Annotated in this window: 16 protein-coding genes and 2 pseudogenes; 10 read left to right on the top strand and 8 right to left on the bottom strand. The window is 73.8% G+C overall.

Annotated elements, in window-relative coordinates; genetic code table 11:
• The first annotated feature begins 13 nt into the window (after positions 1 to 13).
• From aspA to ABZ937_RS12980, 4 genes are all read left to right on the top strand, one after another.
• Positions 14 to 1,423, top strand: coding sequence for an aspartate ammonia-lyase (aspA, locus tag ABZ937_RS12995; protein WP_361690003.1), 1,410 nt, complete (start codon positions 14 to 16; stop codon positions 1,421 to 1,423).
• Positions 1,424 to 1,473: 50 nt separating this feature from the next.
• Positions 1,474 to 2,412 carry a glutaminase gene (locus ABZ937_RS12990; RefSeq protein WP_361690194.1) on the top strand — a complete coding sequence of 313 codons (939 nt, stop codon included), beginning with the start codon at positions 1,474 to 1,476 and terminating at the stop codon, positions 2,410 to 2,412.
• Positions 2,413 to 2,610: 198 nt separating this feature from the next.
• The gene (mptB, locus tag ABZ937_RS12985; RefSeq protein WP_361690000.1) at positions 2,611 to 4,005 is read left to right on the top strand and encodes a polyprenol phosphomannose-dependent alpha 1,6 mannosyltransferase MptB; all 1,395 of its coding nucleotides are present in this window, start codon (positions 2,611 to 2,613) and stop codon (positions 4,003 to 4,005) included.
• Complete coding sequence (locus ABZ937_RS12980; RefSeq protein ID WP_361689997.1) at positions 4,002 to 5,426, top strand: glycosyltransferase family 87 protein; 1,425 nt, start codon at positions 4,002 to 4,004, stop codon at positions 5,424 to 5,426. The genes mptB and ABZ937_RS12980 overlap by 4 nt, the downstream gene beginning before the upstream one ends.
• A gap of 11 nt (positions 5,427 to 5,437) precedes the next feature.
• On the opposite strand, the pseudogene ABZ937_RS12975 reads toward ABZ937_RS12980, so the two are convergent.
• Together ABZ937_RS12975 and rho are read right to left on the bottom strand one after the other, a co-directional pair.
• Positions 5,438 to 6,181: pseudogene (locus tag ABZ937_RS12975) on the bottom strand (serine hydrolase); the annotation flags it as partial.
• A 268-nt stretch (positions 6,182 to 6,449) separates the two neighbouring features.
• Positions 6,450 to 7,598, bottom strand: a complete 1,149-nt coding sequence (gene rho, locus ABZ937_RS12970; protein WP_361689994.1) for a transcription termination factor Rho — start codon at positions 7,596 to 7,598, stop codon at positions 6,450 to 6,452.
• Between the two features lie 320 nt (positions 7,599 to 7,918).
• Between rho and ABZ937_RS12965 the strand changes: the two are divergent.
• The 4 genes and pseudogenes from ABZ937_RS12965 to ABZ937_RS12950 form a co-directional block, all read left to right on the top strand.
• Positions 7,919 to 8,280 (top strand): annotated as a pseudogene (locus ABZ937_RS12965) (cytochrome P450); the annotation flags it as partial.
• Positions 8,281 to 8,369: 89 nt separating this feature from the next.
• Positions 8,370 to 9,245 carry a hypothetical protein gene (locus ABZ937_RS12960; RefSeq protein ID WP_361689991.1) on the top strand — a complete coding sequence of 292 codons (876 nt, stop codon included), beginning with the start codon at positions 8,370 to 8,372 and terminating at the stop codon, positions 9,243 to 9,245.
• A 91-nt stretch (positions 9,246 to 9,336) separates the two neighbouring features.
• The gene (locus tag ABZ937_RS12955; RefSeq protein ID WP_361689988.1) at positions 9,337 to 9,813 is read left to right on the top strand and encodes a hypothetical protein; all 477 of its coding nucleotides are present in this window, start codon (positions 9,337 to 9,339) and stop codon (positions 9,811 to 9,813) included.
• Between the two features lie 76 nt (positions 9,814 to 9,889).
• Positions 9,890 to 10,633 carry a class I SAM-dependent methyltransferase gene (locus tag ABZ937_RS12950; protein ID WP_361689985.1) on the top strand — a complete coding sequence of 248 codons (744 nt, stop codon included), beginning with the start codon at positions 9,890 to 9,892 and terminating at the stop codon, positions 10,631 to 10,633.
• A gap of 1 nt (position 10,634) precedes the next feature.
• Here ABZ937_RS12950 and ABZ937_RS12945 read toward each other — a convergent pair whose 3' ends face one another.
• A complete protein-coding gene (locus ABZ937_RS12945) occupies positions 10,635 to 11,378 on the bottom strand; it encodes a GntR family transcriptional regulator (protein ID WP_361689982.1) in 744 nt (247 codons plus the stop codon).
• Between the two features lie 153 nt (positions 11,379 to 11,531).
• Positions 11,532 to 12,722, bottom strand: a complete 1,191-nt coding sequence (locus ABZ937_RS12940; protein ID WP_361689979.1) for a serine hydrolase domain-containing protein — start codon at positions 12,720 to 12,722, stop codon at positions 11,532 to 11,534.
• A gap of 182 nt (positions 12,723 to 12,904) precedes the next feature.
• On the opposite strand from ABZ937_RS12940, the gene ABZ937_RS12935 reads away from it, so the two are divergent.
• Positions 12,905 to 13,081, top strand: coding sequence for a hypothetical protein (locus ABZ937_RS12935; protein ID WP_361689976.1), 177 nt, complete (start codon positions 12,905 to 12,907; stop codon positions 13,079 to 13,081).
• A gap of 19 nt (positions 13,082 to 13,100) precedes the next feature.
• Here ABZ937_RS12935 and ABZ937_RS12930 read toward each other — a convergent pair whose 3' ends face one another.
• The 4 genes from ABZ937_RS12930 to ABZ937_RS12915 all read right to left on the bottom strand — a co-directional run bounded on the left by ABZ937_RS12930 (position 13,101) and on the right by ABZ937_RS12915 (position 16,394).
• Positions 13,101 to 14,069, bottom strand: coding sequence for an acetylxylan esterase (locus ABZ937_RS12930; protein WP_361689973.1), 969 nt, complete (start codon positions 14,067 to 14,069; stop codon positions 13,101 to 13,103).
• Between the two features lie 143 nt (positions 14,070 to 14,212).
• Positions 14,213 to 14,797: a hypothetical protein gene (locus tag ABZ937_RS12925; protein ID WP_361689970.1), complete on the bottom strand. Its 585-nt coding sequence runs from the start codon at positions 14,795 to 14,797 to the stop codon at positions 14,213 to 14,215.
• Positions 14,798 to 15,040: 243 nt separating this feature from the next.
• Positions 15,041 to 15,796: a ferredoxin reductase gene (locus tag ABZ937_RS12920; protein WP_361689967.1), complete on the bottom strand. Its 756-nt coding sequence runs from the start codon at positions 15,794 to 15,796 to the stop codon at positions 15,041 to 15,043.
• Positions 15,789 to 16,394: a sulfite oxidase-like oxidoreductase gene (locus ABZ937_RS12915; RefSeq protein ID WP_361689964.1), complete on the bottom strand. Its 606-nt coding sequence runs from the start codon at positions 16,392 to 16,394 to the stop codon at positions 15,789 to 15,791. Before ABZ937_RS12915 ends, ABZ937_RS12920 begins: the two co-directional genes overlap by 8 nt.
• A 213-nt stretch (positions 16,395 to 16,607) precedes the next feature.
• Here ABZ937_RS12915 and ABZ937_RS12910 point away from each other — a divergent pair, with 213 nt between their 5' ends.
• A complete protein-coding gene (locus ABZ937_RS12910) occupies positions 16,608 to 17,378 on the top strand; it encodes a GNAT family N-acetyltransferase (protein ID WP_361689961.1) in 771 nt (256 codons plus the stop codon).
• Position 17,379 lies beyond the last annotated feature (1 nt).

Raw genomic sequence — 17,379 nt, 5'->3', positions numbered from 1 at the left:
GGACCTGTACCTCATGACCGCCGCCACCCGCACCGAGCACGATCTCCTCGGCGACCGTGACATCCGCGCCGACGCGTACTGGGGCGTCCACACCCTGCGCGCGACGGAGAACTTCCCCATCACCGGCACCCCGATCTCCGCCTACCCGCACCTGATCGACGCGCTGGCCGCCGTGAAGGAGGCCGCCGCCCTCGCCAACGAGGAACTCGGCCTGCTGCCGCCCGAGAAGGCCGCCGCGATCGTCGCCGCCTGCCGCGAGATCCGGGCCGGCAAGCTGCACGACCAGTTCGTCGTGGACGTCATCCAGGGCGGTGCCGGCACGTCCACCAACATGAACGCCAACGAGGTCGTGGCGAACCGCGCGCTGGAGCTGCTCGGCCACGCCAAGGGGCAGTACACGCATCTGCACCCCAACGAGGACGTCAACCTGGGCCAGTCAACCAATGACGTCTACCCGACAGCCGTCAAGATAGCGACGGTCTTCGCGGTACATGGACTGCTCAAGTCGATGTCTGTACTGCAGGACGCCTTCGCCCGCAAGGCCGTCGAGTTCCGTGACGTGCTCAAGATGGGCCGTACACAGTTGCAGGACGCTGTGCCGATGACGCTCGGCCAGGAGTTCTCCGCATTCGCCGTCATGATCGAGGAGGACCGCAGCCGTCTCGCCGAGGCCGTCGAGTTGATCCATGAGATCAACCTCGGAGCCACGGCCATCGGCACCGGCCTCAACGCCCCGGCCGGATACGCCGAGGCCGCCCGCCGGCACCTCGCCGCCATCACCGGGCTGCCCCTGGTCACCGCCGTCAACCTCGTCGAGGCCACCCAGGACTGCGGCGCCTTCGTCCAGATGTCCGGCGTCCTCAAGCGGATCGCGGTCAAGCTCTCCAAGAGCTGCAACGACCTGCGCCTGCTGTCCTCCGGACCGCGCGCGGGCCTCGGCGAGATCAACCTGCCGCCGGTCCAGGCCGGTTCGTCGATCATGCCGGGCAAGGTCAACCCGGTCATCCCCGAGGTGGTCAACCAGGTCGCCTTCGAGGTGATCGGCAACGACGTCGCCATCACCATGGCCGCCGAGGCCGGACAGCTCCAGCTCAACGCCTTCGAGCCGATCATCCTGCACTCCCTCTCGGAGTCGATCACACACCTCCAGAGCGCCTGCCTGACGCTCGCCGAGCGCTGCGTGTCCGGCATCACCGCCAACACCGAGCGGCTGCGCGCCACCGTCGAGAACTCCATCGGCCTGGTCACCGCGCTCAACCCGCACATCGGCTACACGGCGGCCACCGACATCGCCAAGGAGGCCCTCATCACCGGCCGCGGTGTGGCCGAACTGGTGCTGGAGAAGGGGCTGCTGCCGGCCGAGCGGCTGGCCGACCTGCTGCGCCCCGAGGTCGTCGCGGGCAGCGGCGCACCGGCCGCCTGACCTGCGGCAACGCCGCCACGACTACGCTCCGGGGCCGACCGGGAGGCACAATAGTGATCATGACAACGACGTCGTCCCTCACCTTCCTGCCGGTCCTGGAGCGCATAGCCGAGGAGATCAATCACACGCCCGGGCGCGGCCGTCCCGCCGACTACATCCCGGCCCTCGCGGCCCGTGATCCGCGCAGCTTCGGCATGGCCGTCGCCGAACTGGACGGCACCGTCTACGGGGTGGGGGACTGGCGGCAGCCGTTCTCCACGCAGTCGATCACCAAGGTCTTCACACTCGCCCTGGACCTGGCCCGCGAGGGCGACGAACTCTGGGAGCACGTGGGCCGCGAGCCCTCCGGCAACCCGTTCAACTCCCTGGTCCAGCTGGAGTACGAGAACGGCATCCCGCGCAATCCCTTCATCAACGCGGGCGCCCTCGTCGTCACCGACCGCCTGCAGACCCGTACCGGCGACGCGGCCGGCGAACTGCTGGCGTTCCTGCGCGCCGAGAGCGGCAATGCCGACCTGGACTTCGACAAGGAGGTCGCCGCCTCCGAGACGGCCCACGGCGACCGCAACGCGGCCCTCGCCCACTTCATGGCGTCCTACGGCAACATCGACAACGACGTGCCGGTCCTGCTCGACCAGTACTTCCGGCAGTGCTCCATCGCCGCCTCCTGCGCCGACCTGGCCCTCGCGACCGGCTTCCTCGCCCGGCACGGCATCCGCGCCGACGGCAGCCGGCTGCTCAGCCGCAGCGAGGCCAAGCAGGTCAACGCGGTCATGCTGACCTGCGGCACGTACGACGCGGCCGGCGACTTCGCCTACCGCGTCGGCCTGCCCGGCAAGAGCGGGGTCGGCGGCGGGATCATCGCCGTCGTACCGGGCCGGTGCACGCTCTGTGTCTGGAGCCCGGGCCTGGACGAACGCGGCAACTCGGTGGCCGGGGTCGCGGCCCTGGACCGGTTCACCACGCTCACCGGTCTCTCCGTGTTCTGACCGTCGGGCCGGAAACGAGGCGGTCCGCCTTCCCGACGCCGAGGAGGTCGAGCAGTGCCACCACGTCCGCGGCCGGCGCCGACGCCGACATCACCCGATCATCACCGCTCACACGCCGGTCACGTGCGGGCCGCCGTCAAGTGGAGGGAGTGTCGCCTTCCGGCCACCCGGCGTTGACACGCTGACCCAGTGTTGGCCATGGCATTCCCCGTCGATCTCCGCCGCTGTCAGGTACTGGGCCTGGCCGGTACCGCCTTCCTCGCCCTCGGCGGTGAGACGGCCGGCGCCCTGCCCGTCCGGGACCTCCTGGCGCCCGCCTCGGTGCAGGCGGCGCTCGGCCTGGTCGGGGTGTACTTCGGGGTCGTCCTGCTGACAGCGGCCTGGGTGCTCCTCGGCCGCCTCGTGCGCGGCCCCCGGCCGCCCACCCCGCGCGCCCTGCTGCTCGTCCTGGCGATCTGGACGGCGCCCCTGCTGCTCGCGCCGCCGCTGTTCAGCCGGGACGTGTACAGCTATCTGGCGCAGGGCGCCATGGTCGACGCCCACCTGGACGTGTACGCCCACGGCCCGGCCGAGCTCGGCGGCCCGCTCGCCGACGAGGTCGCGCCCATGTGGCGGCACACCGGGGCCCCCTACGGCCCCGCCTTCCTGGGCCTGGCCTCCGCGCTGTCCGGGGTGACCCGCGGCGAGGTACCCGCCGGCCTGCTCGGCATGCGCTTGGTCGCCCTGCTCGGCGTGGCCCTCATGGCCGTGGCGCTGCCCCGCCTCGCCCGGCACAGCGGCGCCGACCCGGCCGCCGCGCTGTGGCTCGGCGCCCTCAACCCGCTCGTCCTGCTGCACCTGGTCGCGGGCGCCCACAACGACGCCCTGATGCTCGGCCTGCTCGGGCTCGGACTGGTCGCCGCGCGGGGCCGCAGACCCGCCGTCGGCGCCGTCCTCGTCACCCTCGCCGCCCTGGTCAAGGCGCCGGCCGCGCTCGGTCTGCTGGCCGTCGTGGCCCTGCGGGTCCGCTCAGGCCGCCCGCCGCTGCCGGCCGTCCTGACCACCGCCGTGGCCTCCGCCGCGACCACGGTCGCGGCCACGGCCGTCGCCGGCACGGGCTACGGCTGGATCGGCGCCCTGGACACGCCGGTCTCCGCCCACAACTGGGCGCTGACCAGCCTGCTCGGCCGCGCGACGGGAGCCCTGCTGGAACGCCTCGGCAGCGGTCTGGCCCCGCTCGCCGTCCCCGCCTGGCATCTGCTCGGCCTCGCCGCCACCGCCGTCGCCGTCCTGCTGATCTGGCTACGGCTGCGCCCACGGCCGGTGTACGCGCTGGGCCTGAGCCTGCTCGCGGTCGCCGTCTTCGGCCCGGCGATCCGGCCCTGGTACGTACTGTGGGGCCTGTTCCTCATCGCCGCCGCCGCGCCCAGCACCTCGGTACGGCACCGGGTGGCCGCCCTTGCGGGGGTGCTGGCCCTGGCCGTACTGCCCAGCGGCGGGCCCGCCGACCTCGGCCAGCTGGTGCTGGCCGTCTCCGGCGGAGTGCTCGGCGTGGTCGTCCTGTGGCAGGCCCACCAGGCGGCGCAGGCCCCGGTCCCGGGACGCACCGCATGACCGGGCCCTGGGGACGGCCCGGGCTGCCCGGGCGGGCGGCACCGCTGGGGCCTCGCACGGACCGTGGCCGGCTGATCCTCGTCCTGCTCCTGGTCGCCGCGGTGACGGTGTTCACGGCGACCGTGCCGCTGCTGCGCGACTTCTTCGACCTGCGGGTGTACTACGGCGCCGTGCACACCTGGGCGCACCACGGCGGCCGTATCTACGACTACCGGGTGCCGGGCACCGCGTACGGCTTCACGTATCCGCCGTTCGCCGCCCTCGCCATGCTGCCGCTGGCCCTGCTCGGCCGGACCGCCGCCATCGTCGTGTCCCTGCTGGTGAACCTGGCCGCGCTCGCCGCGGCCTTGCGGATCCTGGCCGGGCGGGACTGGCGGCGCCAGGGCTGGTACCGGTGGGCGCTGTGCCTGTGCCTGCTCGCCCTGTTCGAGCCGCTGCGGGACACGTTCAGCTTCGGCCAGGTGAACCTGGTGCTGCTCGCCCTCGTCCTCGGCGACTGCCGGCTGCTGGCGACCGGCCGGGGGCGCTGGGCGGGCGCCGGGATCGGGCTCGCCGCCGCCGTGAAGCTCACGCCCGCCCTGTTCATCGGACTGCTGCTGCTCGCCGGGCGCCGGCGGGCGGCCGGCACCGCCACGGCCGTCGCCGTCGCCGCGACCGCGCTGGCCGCCTGGGCGGACCCGGCGGCCTCCCGCTTCTACTGGACCGAGGCGCTGTGGGACACCGGCCGGGTGGGCCGCGTCGACTACGTGTCGAACCAGTCGCTGCAAGGTGTGCTGGCCCGCCTGGGCGAGACCGGCCGCCCGCTGTGGGCCACGGCGGTCCTGCTGACCCTGTGCGTGTGGGCGTGGCGCAGCCGCCGGGCGGCCGCGGCCGGCGACTGGACGGCGGCGTTCGCGCTCACCGGGGCGGCGGCCTGCCTGGTCAGCCCGATCACCTGGGTGCACCACCTGGTCTGGCTGCTGCCGTCCTTCGCGGTGCTGGTGCGCGCCGGACACCTGCGGGTCGCGGGCGCCCTGTACGCGGTGCTGTGCACCAGCGTGGTGTGGCTGTGGTTCGACGACGCCTCCGGCCTCGACGGGTTCCTCGGCAGCAACGTCTACACGTGGATCTCGCTGGGCCTGCTGCTCGGCCTGCCGGCAAGTCAGCCGCGGGCGGTCCGGCCCTTGGCCCGCAGCGCCAGCGCCAGGGCTCCCGCGCCGAGCCCGGAGAGCCCAGCGACGACGGCGGTCCCGGACCATACCGAGTCGTCGTCCGGCGCCGGTGACCCGGCCGCCGCCACCGGCGCGGCGGACCCGTCCGAACGGGAGGGCGGGCGCAGCCCGTCCAGCGAGCCGACCGGGTCCACCCGCCCGGCCGCCGCGAAGCCCCAGTCGAGCAGGGCGCGGGCCTCCTCGTACACGGTGAACCCGCCCTCGGCCTGAGGGTTCAGCACGCTGACCACGAGGGTGCGCCCGCCCCGGTGTGCCGCGGCCACCAGGGTGTTGCCCGCGTTGCTGGTGTAGCCGTTCTTGATCCCGATCAGCCCGGGGTACGGCGCCACGCCGTCCTCGCCGGTCAGCAGCCGGTTGGTGTTCTCGATGGGGTACGACGACCCGTCACCGGGGAAGCGGGCCTCGGCGGTGGAGCAGTACCGGGCGAAGTCGGGGTTGCGCAGGCCCGTCCGGCCGAACACCGCCAGGTCGTAGGCGGAGGACACCTGCCCGGGGGCGTCGTAGCCGTCCGGGGAGACCACATGGGTGTCCAGGGCGCCGAGCGAGCGGGCCGTGTCCTGCATCCGGGCGGCCGTGGCCTGCCAGCCGCCGCCCAGCCGGGCGAGCACGTGCACGGCGTCGTTCCCGGAGCTGAGGAAGACCCCACGCCACAGGTCGGCCACCTGGTAGGTGTGCCCTTCCTCGACGCCGACCAGGCTGCTGCCCTCGCCGACGTCGGCCAGTTCGTCGTACCGCACGGTGTGCTGCAGCCCGCTGGGCAGCACCGGCAGCACGGTGAGCGCGAACAGGGTCTTCAGGGTGCTCGCGGGCGGCAGTTCGCGGTGGGCGTCGCTCGCCGCCAGCACCTCCCCGCTGCCCGCGTCGGCGACCAGCCAGGAGAGCGCCGAGACGTCCGGCAGGCCGGGGGCGCCCGGGTGCGGCCGGACCTGGGGGCCGGAGCGGTAGAGCAGGGACGGCCCGGGCATCGTGGCCCGGGGACGGGGCGGGGCGGGTTCCCCGGCCCGGGGTCCGGCGGCGGCAGCGGCCGGCGTGAGCGCCAGCAGACCCGCCACACAGAGGGAGCAGGCCGACACAGCCGCGCGACAAGCGAATCCGGTAACCATATGATCAACGTACGAACATACTGAGCATGCACCACTGCGCCCGGTCCGTTCGGGTCGTCGGGCAACCCGGATGCCGCACCGCGGCCGTCCCGCGCCGCGTTCCCGCACCCGGCCGCCCCCTGACCGGGGGTCAGCCGGTCGGCAGCGTGGGCAGGATCCGCCGCAGGAACGTGGCGTTGTCGGGGGTGCCGCGCAGCCGTTCCAGGAGTGTCTCCAGGGCGGACGGCCCGCCCTCCCGGGAGCGCAGGGCGCGGCGCAGACCGTGGACGGCCGTCAACTCGGCCGGGGTGAGCAGGAGTTCCTCGCGCCGGGTGCCGGTTGCGTCGATGTCCACGGCGGGGAAGACGCGCCGGCCGGCCAGTTCCCGGTCCAGGCGCAGTTCCATGTTGCCCGTGCTCTTCAGCTCCTCGAAGAAGTAGCCGTCGGCACGGGAGCCGGTGTCCACCAGGGCCGTGGCGAGGATGGTGAGCGAGCCGCCCTCCTCGGCCTGGCGCGCGGCGCCGAAGAACCGCTTGGGGCCGATCAGCGCACCCGCGTCGACACCGCCGCTCAGGGTACGGCCGCCGGCGGCGGAGGCGTTGTTGTGGGCCCGGCACAGCCGGGTCAGCGAGTCCAGCAGGACGACGACGTCCTCGCCCGCCTCCACCAGGCGCTTGGCCCGCTCCACGACCAGCTCGGCGAGGGCGATGTGCTCCTTGGGCGACCGGTCGAAGGTGGAGGCGTACACCTCGCCGCGCACCGAACGGCGCATCTCGGTGACCTCCTCGGGCCGCTCGTCCAGCAGGAGGACCATCAGCCGGCACTCGGGGTGATTGCCGGCCACGGCGGCGGCGAGCTGCTGGAGCAGCACGGTCTTGCCGCTCTTCGGCGGGGCCACGATGAGGCCGCGCTGGCCCTTGCCGACCGGGGCGAGCAGGTCGGTGAGGCGTCCGGCCGGGCCGGAGGCGGGGTGTTCGAGGCGGAGGCGCTGGTGCGGGTGGAGCGGGGTGAGGTCCCGGAAGTGCCGCCGGGAGCGCAGCTCCCCGGGAGTGCGCCCGTTGACGCGCGCGACCTCGGTGAGGGCCCGCTGCGCACCCCGGACGCCTTCGACCAGGTCGCCCTTGCGCAGTCCGTGGCGGCGGATCAGCGCGGGCGCGACCTGCGGATCGGCGGGGGTGGGCAGGAGGCTCGGGGCCCGCAGGTGCCCCTTCCCGTGTGCGTCGATGTCGAGGACGCCGGTGACGAGCGGGGCGGCCGGGGCCCGCGTGGCCTCGGGAGGGTGTTCGAGTGTGGTGGTCATGGTGGGAGTCCTTTCGCGGACGGACGTCGGAAGAGAAGGGGGGAGAGGCCGCGAGCGGGAGGCGGCGACGACTGCCTCCGGGCGGCGGGAACGGCACCTCGGGTGCGGCGGAGAGAGCCCGTCACGAGGTGGTGCTGGGAAGCTGACGCGCCGGGAGCCGGACATCCGGACAGCGGCGAACGAGTCAGCGTGAGGAGAGAAACTGGCACCGGCGCCCATGATGGGCGTGCACGAGTGCTGATGGCACGGTACCACTCGACGGGGCGCTGTGTCCGTGCCTCACCCAACAAACCACCGGATCCGGCTGTTCCCGGGTGGGGGTCGTGGCCACCGACACCGGACCCGCCGAGGCCGTCGCCGCCAACTGTCCTGCTGCTGATGAGCATCGCCGTCACGAGACCACCCTGAACCTGATCACCAACGCCGTACGCGCCCTGTGCGCCCACCCCGAGCAGCTCGGCCGTTCCGCCACCCGGTACGGGACCTGACCGTCGACGGCACGTTCATCCCCGCCGGCACCCCCGTGCTCGCCTGCTACTTCGCCGCCGGCCGGGACCCGGCGGCGCACGGCCCGGATGCCGACCGCTTCGACCTCACCCGCCCCGCTCCGCCCGGCGCCGTACGTCACCTGTCCCTCGGCCACGGCGCCCACTACTGCCTGGCTGCGCCGCCGGCCACGGTGCCGTCCTGGATACGTACCAGATGTCCGCAGACCATAACGATCCCGGACGTCGGGGGACTTGACCGCCAACCGTGTACTATCTTCGCGGCATGTCCACGCCACCGCAGTCCCCGCAGCCGGCCGGCCAGCCCGCTCAGCCGCCCCAGCAGCCCGCGCAGCAGCCGGCCGTCCCGCCGCAGCCGACGGCCTATCCGTACCCGAACCCGCAGTCGCCGCCGGCGGGAGCCTTCTACGCGCAGCCCACGCTGGTCGGCCAGCCGGTGCCGGGGCAGCCGCAGCCGGGCAACCCCTACACGCAGCCGCCCCAGTTCGGGCCCGTCCCGCCGGCCGGTGGCGGCGGAGGGGCCGGCCGGGCGGTGCTGTGGGCCGCCGTCGGCGCGGTCGTGGCCTCCGCCGCCTGGGCGGCCGGTGTCTTCCTGATCGGCGGCAAGGGCGCCAGCGCGGACCTGCGCGGCTACTCGGCACCCTCCAACATGTGCTCCAGCGCCGACTACGCGTCCTTCAAGGACGAGTACCCCGAGAACGACTCCTCGCCGACCCGTACCTCCCTCAAGGACAAGGCGCTGGACGAGGGTTACTGCAGCCTGGGCCTGAAGAAGTCCGGCTCGTCGTACTCGGACGCCTACCTGACCATGCAGCTCGACCTGCACAAGAAGACCGACCCCGCAGCCGAGTTCACCGCCACCTGGAAGAACTACGGGGAGAGTCACACGGGTTACGACGTCGACCCGGTCGAGGACATCGGCGACGAGGCCTACCTGGTCAGCCAGGACACCACCAACGGCTCCTCCGGCGGCTCCCGGTACGCCACGCTCGCCGTCCGCGACGGCTGGGTGACGTACATCATGAGCTACAGCACCTACCTGACCTCCTACGACGAGGACAAGGACCCGCCCGCGCTCACCGACGTGACCGACTGGCTGAAGACCGATGCCAAGGCCACGCTGAAGCAGCTCCAGAACTGACGTCGCCGTCCGGGGGCGGGTGATCGCTCATGGGGGTGGTGCTGCCGCGCGGTTCGGCGTGTGACCGCGCGGGGTGCGGCACAGTGGACGGGTGCCTCGCCGACTTCTTCCGCTGCTGCTGGCGGCGCTGGTGAGCGTCGCCGGCTGCACCACCGTCAGCTCCGCTCCCGCGCCCGACACCGCCCCCTCCCGGCGCCCCCTCGCACCGGAGCCCGCGGTGAGACCGTCCGTCCTGCAGGACCCGGTCCGAGAGCCGTCCGCGCGGGCGGCCCTCGTCCGCACGGGCCACAAGCAGCCGAAGGAGTCCGACTCGGCAGCCGCGCCGAGGCGCAGCCTCCAGCCCGGCCGCAGACCCGTGCCCGCGGTGCCTCCCCGCGCCGCGGCACCTGCCGCGCCGCCGGTCCGGCACGCCCGCCCGGAGCGCCGCCCGCCCGTACGGCACCCGGCCCCGCGCCCCCGCCCGGCCTCTCGGCCGCCGGTCGCCGTCGGCATGCCCGACCTGTGCCGCCAGGCGGACGGCGTGGCCGCCGTCGCGATCGTCCAGCTCTGCCAGGACAGTTTCGGCTGAGCGCGCGGTGGTCGCCGGAGCCGCGGCCGACCGCGACCGGTGCGCCCGCCGCGGCCCGCCGTCATAGGCTGACGTCATGTACGGTCCAGAAGGCCCCACCCTCCGTGAACTCGCCGTGCAGGCGCTGTCGTCCGTCGAGCGCGGTTACGACCTGCTCGCGCCGAAGTTCGACCACACGCCGTTCCGGACGCCCGACGGCGTGCTGGACTCCGTGGCGAAGGCGCTGGCGCCGCTCGGCCCGTTCGCCGACGGACTCGACCTGTGCTGCGGCACCGGTGCCGGGACGCGGCTGCTGACCGGACTGTGCCATCGCAGCGTCACCGGGGTCGACTTCAGCGCCGGTATGCTCGACGTCGCCCGGCACCGGGTGCGGCCCGCCGGGGCACCCGGGGTCGCCTGGGTGCGCGGCGACGCCCGGGCCCTGCCGTTCAGGGCCGCCTTCGACCTCGTCGTCTCCTTCGGGGCGTTCGGCCACTTCCTGCCGCACGAGCTGCCGGGACTCTGCGCCCAGGTCCGGTCGGTGCTGCGGCCCGGCGGCCGCTTCGCCTTCCCGGTGTTCGCCCCGCCCGGCCCATCGCACCCCGCCTTCTGGCTGCTGCTCGGCTTCGACGCGGTGATGCGGGTGCGCAACGCGCTGTGGCGACCGCCCTTCGTCATGTACTACCGGGCCCTCCGGCTCGGCGCGTTCCTGGGGGAGCTGGAGCGCGCCGGCTTCTCGGTCGAGCTGCGCGCCCTGCCCGAGTTCGGCCGGCGAGCCGACGGCAGCCCGCGCGGCCGGCTGGTGGTGGCCCGCACCGCCGCCGCGCCGGCGACCCTGTAGGTCATCCCGCGGCGGGCAGTGTGAACTCGTAGACGAGCGCGTCCTGTTCGGCGTTCACCACCAGATCGGTGATCTCCAGCGGGCGCGCGTACTGGTCGTGCACGCGCCGGGTCACCCGCACCGACGAGGCGTCACCGACCTGGGTGATGGCGTCCCGGTGGTGCAGGGTCAGCCCGGCCTTGCGCATCCAGTCGTAGGCCCGCCGCAGCTGCGCGGGGGTGGCCCCGTCGGCCCGGTCCCGGTAGCGGGCCAGCTCCGCCACCTCGGCCAGCGCCACCGCCGAGAACGACGACACCGCCGTCCGTAGCGACCGGCCGTCCGGCGTCACCGACAGATAGCGGTGCACCAGCGTCGGCCGGTGCGGGGCCAGGCCCAGTGCCTGCGCGTGCTCCGGCGGCGGCGCCTCCCAGGTCACCGTGGCCCGGTCGACCGCACAGGGGTCCGCCGACCGGGCCCCCACCGGGAAGGTGAGCGACTGGGGCGCCTCGACCGGCCGGCCGGGCAGCGTGGCATGGCTGCCCCGCCGGTCGGTGGCGACCAGGCCGCCGCGGCGCAGCACCTCCAGCGCCTGTCGGACGGTCTCCCGGCTGACCCCGAAGTGTGCCGCCAAGTGCCGCTCGCCCGGCAGTCGTTCACCTGGTGGAATGGTGCCGCTGCGCAGTTCGTCGAGCAGCAGAGCCGCGATCCGCCCGTACAGGGGCCGGTCGTCGTCGTTCGGGGGGTCGTGCGGGGTGGTGCGGGCCATGCCGCGCCCTCCTGTCGGTGACAAGACGTAGTCGTGCGGGTTCGGTGCGCGACCACAATTAGCATTGGTCTAAACCACGAGGGAAGAGCGGTCCGTCGGTTCGACCGAAATCCACCCGCGCGCACGACCGTCACCAGGCGTCGGGGCGCGACCTCACAGAGCGCTGTAGACAGCGTCGACCAGCGCCGCCTTCCGTGGATCATTGGCGATGCGGGCCCCCATCCGGTTCATGACGTAGCCCAGCGACACCCCCGCGTCCGGGTCGGCGAGCCCGCAGGAGCCGCCGAATCCGTCATGGCCGAAAGCCCGCGGATTCGGCCCGTACGCCCCGTGGGGCCCGCTCAGCCACAGGCCGAGCCCGACCTCGGTCTCGCCCTCGAAGGCCGCGCCGAGCACCAGATCGCGGCAGCTGCCCTGTCCCTCGCGCACCCGCTCCGCAGCTTCCGGCGACAGGAACCGCCGGCCGCCGTGCGAGCCGCGCCCGGCGAAGACCCCGTACAGCGCCGCGACCGCCCGCGCGGTGCCGTGGCCGTTGGCCGCCGGGATCTCCGCCGCCCGCCAGCCGGGGCTGTTCGCCTGAGCCGCTCCGACGGCGGGGTTGGTCAGGGCGGCCAGCGCGGGCGGTGCCAACTGACTGAAGACCGCCGCCTGTCCACCGGCCGCCGCGGCCGGCGCGTGCACCAGTTCGGCCGCCCGGCCGGAGTCACGCGCCGGCAGGCCGACCGTGAAGTCGATCCCGAGCGGTCCGGTCACCTCCCGCTCCAGGAAGGCCCCCGGCAGCAGCCCCGAGACCCGCCGCACGACCTCCCCGACCAGGAAGCCGTATGTCAGCGCGTGGTACCCGGACCGGGTGCCCGGCTCCCACCAGGGTGCCGTGGCCGCGAGCCGCGCGGTGGTCAGCTCCCAGTCGTACAGGTCCTCCAGGCTGTGCGGCTCCCGCAGCCCGGACAGCCCGGCGCGGTGCGACAGCAGGTGCCGTACGAGCACCTTGTCCTTGCCCGCGGCGGCGAACTCCGGCCAGTACGCGGCCACCGGCGCGTCGAAGTCGAGCAGCCCCCGGTCGGCGAGGATGTGCGCGCACAGGGCCACCGGCCCCTTGGTGGTCGACCACACGTTCACCACGGTGCCCCGCTCCCAGGGCCGGGTGCGCGCCGCGTCCGCCCAGCCGCCCCAGAGGTCCACCACGGTCTCTCCGGCGACGGTGACCGCCACCGCGGCGCCGAGTTCGCCGCGTACCCGGAAGTTCTCCTCGAACGCCTCCCGTACCGCGGCGAACCGTGGATCGCAGTGCCCGTGGATCCGTGCGGGCGTCTCCGGTGTCTGCTGCGTCTCCTGTGCGGACATGTGGTGGCCTCCGTCGTCGCCGGGAACCCCGGGCCGCGGCGCAGCGGCCCGGGCGCTCCGAACGTACCGACTGGTCGGACCGTGGGGAAGGGCGGCTGCGCGGCCGGCCGCGCGCCGCCTCGCAAACCCCCTGAGTACGGGTACTCATGCGCGGACCGCCGGCGCGCCCTTACCGTCTCCGGGTGCCAGAGAACCCGACACCGCAGCCGGCCGCCGGTGACCGCACCGGCTGGTGCTGCCTCCTGCTGATCACCGCCCCGACCCTCCTGTGGTTCACCGCGGCCCGCCTCCTTCCGGAGCGGATCCTCTGGTACCCGATCTGGGCGGTCGCCACGGTGTGGCACGCCGCGGGCGGGTGAGGCGGCATCAGCCGCCTGCTCAGGCGTACGACCTCAGCCAGCGCACCTTCGCCGCCTCCTGGAAGGGGCCGCCGCCCTCGTGGTCGTTGAAGTCGTACACCTCGATCGCCTTGTCCTCGTGCGCCCACGCGTTGAACGCCGCGAACACCGTCGACGGCGGGCACGTCTGGTCCTCCAGGGCCGCCGAGAAGAGGGCCGGCGCCCGGCCCCGGGCCGCGAAGTGCACCGCGTCGAAGTAGGACAGGGTGCGCAGCACGTCCTCCGAGCGCCCGCGGTGGGTCTTGAGGAACAGGCCGATCTCACGGTACGGGTGGCGGTCCGTCAGGGTCGCCGCGCGGGGGAAGTCGCACAGGAACGGCACGTCCGGGGCGACCGCGACCAGGTCGGGGACCAGCCCGCCGACGGCCAGGGCGATGCCGCCGCCCTGGCTCCCACCGGTCGCCACGGTGCGCGCCGGGTCGGTCAGCGGATGGGAGCGGGCCGCCTCGACGGCGCGCACCGCGTCCGTGAACACCCGGCGGTAGTAGTAGTTCTCGGGGGTGTCGATGCCCCGCGTCATGAACCCGGGGTACGCGGGCGCCGCGCCCACCGGGTCGGGAGTGCCGCCCCCGCCGCCCCAGGCGCTGCCCTGCCCGCGCGTGTCCATCGCGAAGTGCGCCCGGCCCGTCGACGCCCACAGCAGGTTCTCGTGCGGCAGGCCGCGCCCGCCGCCGTACCCGATGAACTCCACGACCAGCGGCAGTGGTTCCATGGCCCCGGCGGGCAGCCGAAGCCAGCCCTTGACCGGGTGGCCGCCGAAGCCGGAGAACGTCACGTCGTACACCTCGACGGTGGACAGTCCGGTCTCCACCGGCTCGAAACGTGCGTCCAGTTCGTGCTCGCGGGCCTGCTGGAGCGTCTTGCCCCAGAAGGCGTCGAAGTCCTCCGGTTCGGTGGACTCACTGCGGTACGCGCGGAGTTCGTCGAGAGGCAGATCGAACAGGGCCATCAACAACCGCCTTTGTGAAGGGAGACCGTCCGGTCTCACCGTACGTGGGCGATCGAATGACTCGCCAGGGTTGTGCGGAGGGCTGTGCAAGCGCTTACTACGTGAGGGTGTCGAGAAGTTCGCGTGATCGGGTCATCGGGGTGTCAGGTCCGTGGCTGTGTCCAGCGTGGTCCCGTACGGGCCCACTCCCGCTCCCACTCGGCCAGCCGGTGGCGCAGGGCGATCCTGCGTTCGACCGCGTGGCAGAGGAACACCACGGTCGCCGTGCAGCCCGCCGCGGTCAGCCCGACGGTGATCGTGTGCTGCCAGACGGCCGCGTCGTCCGGCGGTGGCGCGACATTGCGGCCCCGGGAGTCGAACCACACGGAGACCGACTCACCGGCGCGGGTCCCCGCCGGCACCCGGGCCCACGCCGTCCGGACCCCCTTGCCCGGCTCGGTCCAGCGGACCTCGGCGCGGTAGGGGTGCTCGCGTTCGCTCTCCACCGCGGACAGCCGCTCGGGCGTGTCGCCGATCACCACGGCTCGCACCTGGTGGCGTTCGGCCCGCTGTGTCGCGGCGAGCGTCCGGGCCCGGTCATGTGCGTGCAGGCCCGCGGCCACGCCGGCCAGGGGCGCGACGACCGACAGCAGGACGCCGACCACGAGCAGCGTCCATGCCTCCACGATGTCCGACCGGCGTCGTAGCGGATTGCGCCGCCAGCGCCAGCCACGCACCCGGATACGCATGTCCACCTCCTCGCACGGCCGGAGCCGGAGAGCCGGAGGAGCCGGGTCGCCGGTCCGCTGCCCGCCGCTCACGCACAGGAACGTTCCACACCCCTCTCGTACCCCGTTCGGCGCACCTCGCGCATGCCGTGAACCGCAAGTTCCAGCCCACCTGGCGCACGACACGTGCCATGCGCCCCACGATCGCGCGCCGGTCCCGACCGCGCGACCCGGGCGCTCAGCCGAACCGTTCGACGCGTGCGTTCAGCCGAACCGTTCGATCCGGATCCGGTCCACCGGCTGGCCTGCCGCGACCAGGAGCCGGGAGGCGTGCTCGGCGAATCCGTTGGATCCGCACACATAGGCCTCCCACCCACCGGTGGGCTGCTCGGCCAGGAGCGGCGCCACATGTGCGGCTTCCATACGTCCCACCCGCACACCGGGCGGAGCGCTGCGGGTGAACACCGGTGTCGTCTCCGCGCCCAGCTCGGCCGCGTAGATCAGCTCCTCGGGGCTGCGCGCCGACACCAGCATCCGCAGCGGGACGGTGAGACCGAGCGCCCGGTGGTGCCGCACCATCGACATCAGCGGTACGACCCCGGAGCCGGCCCCGAGCAGCAGCGCCGGCCGGTCGCCCGGCCAGGCGAAGAAGCCGGCCAGCGGGCCGCGCACCTCGACGGTGTCGCCGGGCCGGGCCACGCTGTGGAACCAGCCGGAGACCTCGCCGTCCGGCACCCGGTCCAGGGTCAGCTCGATGTGTCCGGAGTCGTCCGGCGCCGACGCGATCGAATAGTGGCGCTGCGCCACATAGCCGTCCGCGGCGGTCAGGCGCAGCATCAGGTGCTGGCCCGGCAGATGCCCCGCCCAGCGCGGCACCGCGAGGCGGAACGTGGCCGCGTGGGGTGTCTCGCGGCGGATCTCGGTCAGTGTGGCGGTCTGCCACACCGCCGCCGTCTCGGTGTCCACGGCGATCCGGCCGGGCACCGCGAACCGTGTCCTGGGAGTCGTCGTCTCAGTCACCGGAGTACCGCTGCTCCTCCCACGGGTTGCCGCGCGCGTGGTAGCCGTTGCGCTCCCAGAAGCCCGGCTCGTCGTGGTCGAGGAGCGTGATGCCCGCGATCCACTTGGTGCTCTTCCAGAAGTACAGGTGGGGGACCAGCAGCCGCGCCGGGCCGCCGTGCTCGGGCGGCAGCGGTGCGCCGTCGTACTCCCAGGCGATCCAGGCCCGTCCGCCGGTGAGGTCGGCGAGCGGCAGGTTGGCGGTGTACCCGGTGTGCGAGTAGGCGACGGCATGGGTGGCGGACCCATGTGGCCGGACCACATCCAGGAAGGCGTCCAGCGAGACACCGCCGAACCGCACGCCGAACTTCGACCAGCCGGTCACACAGTGGATGTCGCCGTCGTACGCCGACGCCGGCAGCGCGTGGGCGGCGTCCCAGTCCCAGGTGTGCGGGTGCTCCACCAGGCCGTCGATGCGGAAGGTCCAGTCGGTGGCCGCGAGGTCCGGGGTGACCTCGGCGGACAGGACGGGCCAGTCGTCGCGCGCGTCGTACTGCCCGGGCGGCAGCCCCGGGTTGTGGACGCGCGGGCGGCCCGTGAAGCCTCGCGTGACGTTCATGCTTCAACCGTACCTGCCGTGCCGGATGCTCCGGCCCTGGTGGACGCCGCCATCGTTGCGGCCGTGTGAACACTGTCCGGGGCCGGGAATACCGGCCCGGCGCCGCTCCTTGCCGCCCAGTGCCGGCACCGGTGCGCCGGTGACAGCGCGAGAGAAGCGAGGAACGAGGATGCCCCAGCCGTACGTCTCCAGGACCGTGGTCGAGGTGACCGGATGAGCGTCGTGAGCAGCCCGGGCGGCCCCGGCCGGACCGTCACCGGTGACCCGCACGTCCTCGACAACCCGGCCCTCGCCTCCCTGACCGGCCCGCACGCCCACTTCGCCGAGCGGCGCGGCCGGGTGCTGCGCTACCCCGTCGACGTCTCGCCGTGGCTGGCGCTGCCCGAGGAACCGGACGCGCGGGACTGGGCGGACCTCGCCGCGCTGGCCGGTCCCGGCGCCGAGGTCCCGCTGCCCGGATTCCGCGGCGAGGTGCCGGAGGGCTGGGAGATCACCCTCCGGATCGAGGGCGTGCAGTTCGTGGACGACGGCCTCGCCGCCGCGCCGGACCCGGAGGCGGTCCGTCTCGGCCCGGCGGACGTGCCCGAGATGCTCGACCTGGTGGCGCGCACCCAGCCGGGACCGTTCCTCCCGCGCACGGTGGAACTCGGCACCTACCTCGGCATCCGGCGCGACGGAGCGCTGATCGCCATGGCGGGGGAGCGGCTGCACCCGCCGGGCTGGACCGAGATCAGCGCGGTCTGCACCGACCCCGCCTTCCGCGGCGAGGGCCTGGCCACCCGTCTGATCCTCGCGGTCGCGCACGGCATCCGGGAGCGCGACGAGACGCCGTTCCTGCACACCAGTGCCGAGAACGCGGGCGCCATCCGGCTGTACGAGGCGCTCGGCTTCCGGCTGCGCCGCCGCACGATGTTCCTCGCGGCCCGGGCGCCGCAGCGGCTGACGGACGACCACGCGGCCGTGCCGGTGCCGTTGCCCAGGTGAT

Origin of the sequence: Streptomyces sp. NPDC046727 (assembly GCF_040645635.1) — a bacterium.
In the GTDB taxonomy this organism is placed as follows: Bacteria; Actinomycetota; Actinomycetes; order Streptomycetales; family Streptomycetaceae; genus Streptomyces.
This window is presented reverse-complemented; position numbering and strand designations above follow the sequence as displayed.

Coding starts and splice junctions, on each gene's coding strand:
- aspA (WP_361690003.1), top strand. CDS start 14: ATGACCGCCGCCACCCGCACCGAGCACGATCTCCTCGGCGACCGTGAC.
- mptB (WP_361690000.1), top strand. CDS start 2,611: ATGGCATTCCCCGTCGATCTCCGCCGCTGTCAGGTACTGGGCCTGGCC.
- ABZ937_RS12980 (WP_361689997.1), top strand. CDS start 4,002: ATGACCGGGCCCTGGGGACGGCCCGGGCTGCCCGGGCGGGCGGCACCG.
- rho (WP_361689994.1), bottom strand. CDS start 7,598: ATGACCACCACACTCGAACACCCTCCCGAGGCCACGCGGGCCCCGGCC.
- ABZ937_RS12960 (WP_361689991.1), top strand. CDS start 8,370: ATGTCCACGCCACCGCAGTCCCCGCAGCCGGCCGGCCAGCCCGCTCAG.
- ABZ937_RS12950 (WP_361689985.1), top strand. CDS start 9,890: ATGTACGGTCCAGAAGGCCCCACCCTCCGTGAACTCGCCGTGCAGGCG.
- ABZ937_RS12945 (WP_361689982.1), bottom strand. CDS start 11,378: ATGGCCCGCACCACCCCGCACGACCCCCCGAACGACGACGACCGGCCC.
- ABZ937_RS12940 (WP_361689979.1), bottom strand. CDS start 12,722: ATGTCCGCACAGGAGACGCAGCAGACACCGGAGACGCCCGCACGGATC.
- ABZ937_RS12930 (WP_361689973.1), bottom strand. CDS start 14,069: ATGGCCCTGTTCGATCTGCCTCTCGACGAACTCCGCGCGTACCGCAGT.
- ABZ937_RS12925 (WP_361689970.1), bottom strand. CDS start 14,797: ATGCGTATCCGGGTGCGTGGCTGGCGCTGGCGGCGCAATCCGCTACGA.
- ABZ937_RS12915 (WP_361689964.1), bottom strand. CDS start 16,394: ATGAACGTCACGCGAGGCTTCACGGGCCGCCCGCGCGTCCACAACCCG.
- ABZ937_RS12910 (WP_361689961.1), top strand. CDS start 16,608: ATGAGCGTCGTGAGCAGCCCGGGCGGCCCCGGCCGGACCGTCACCGGT.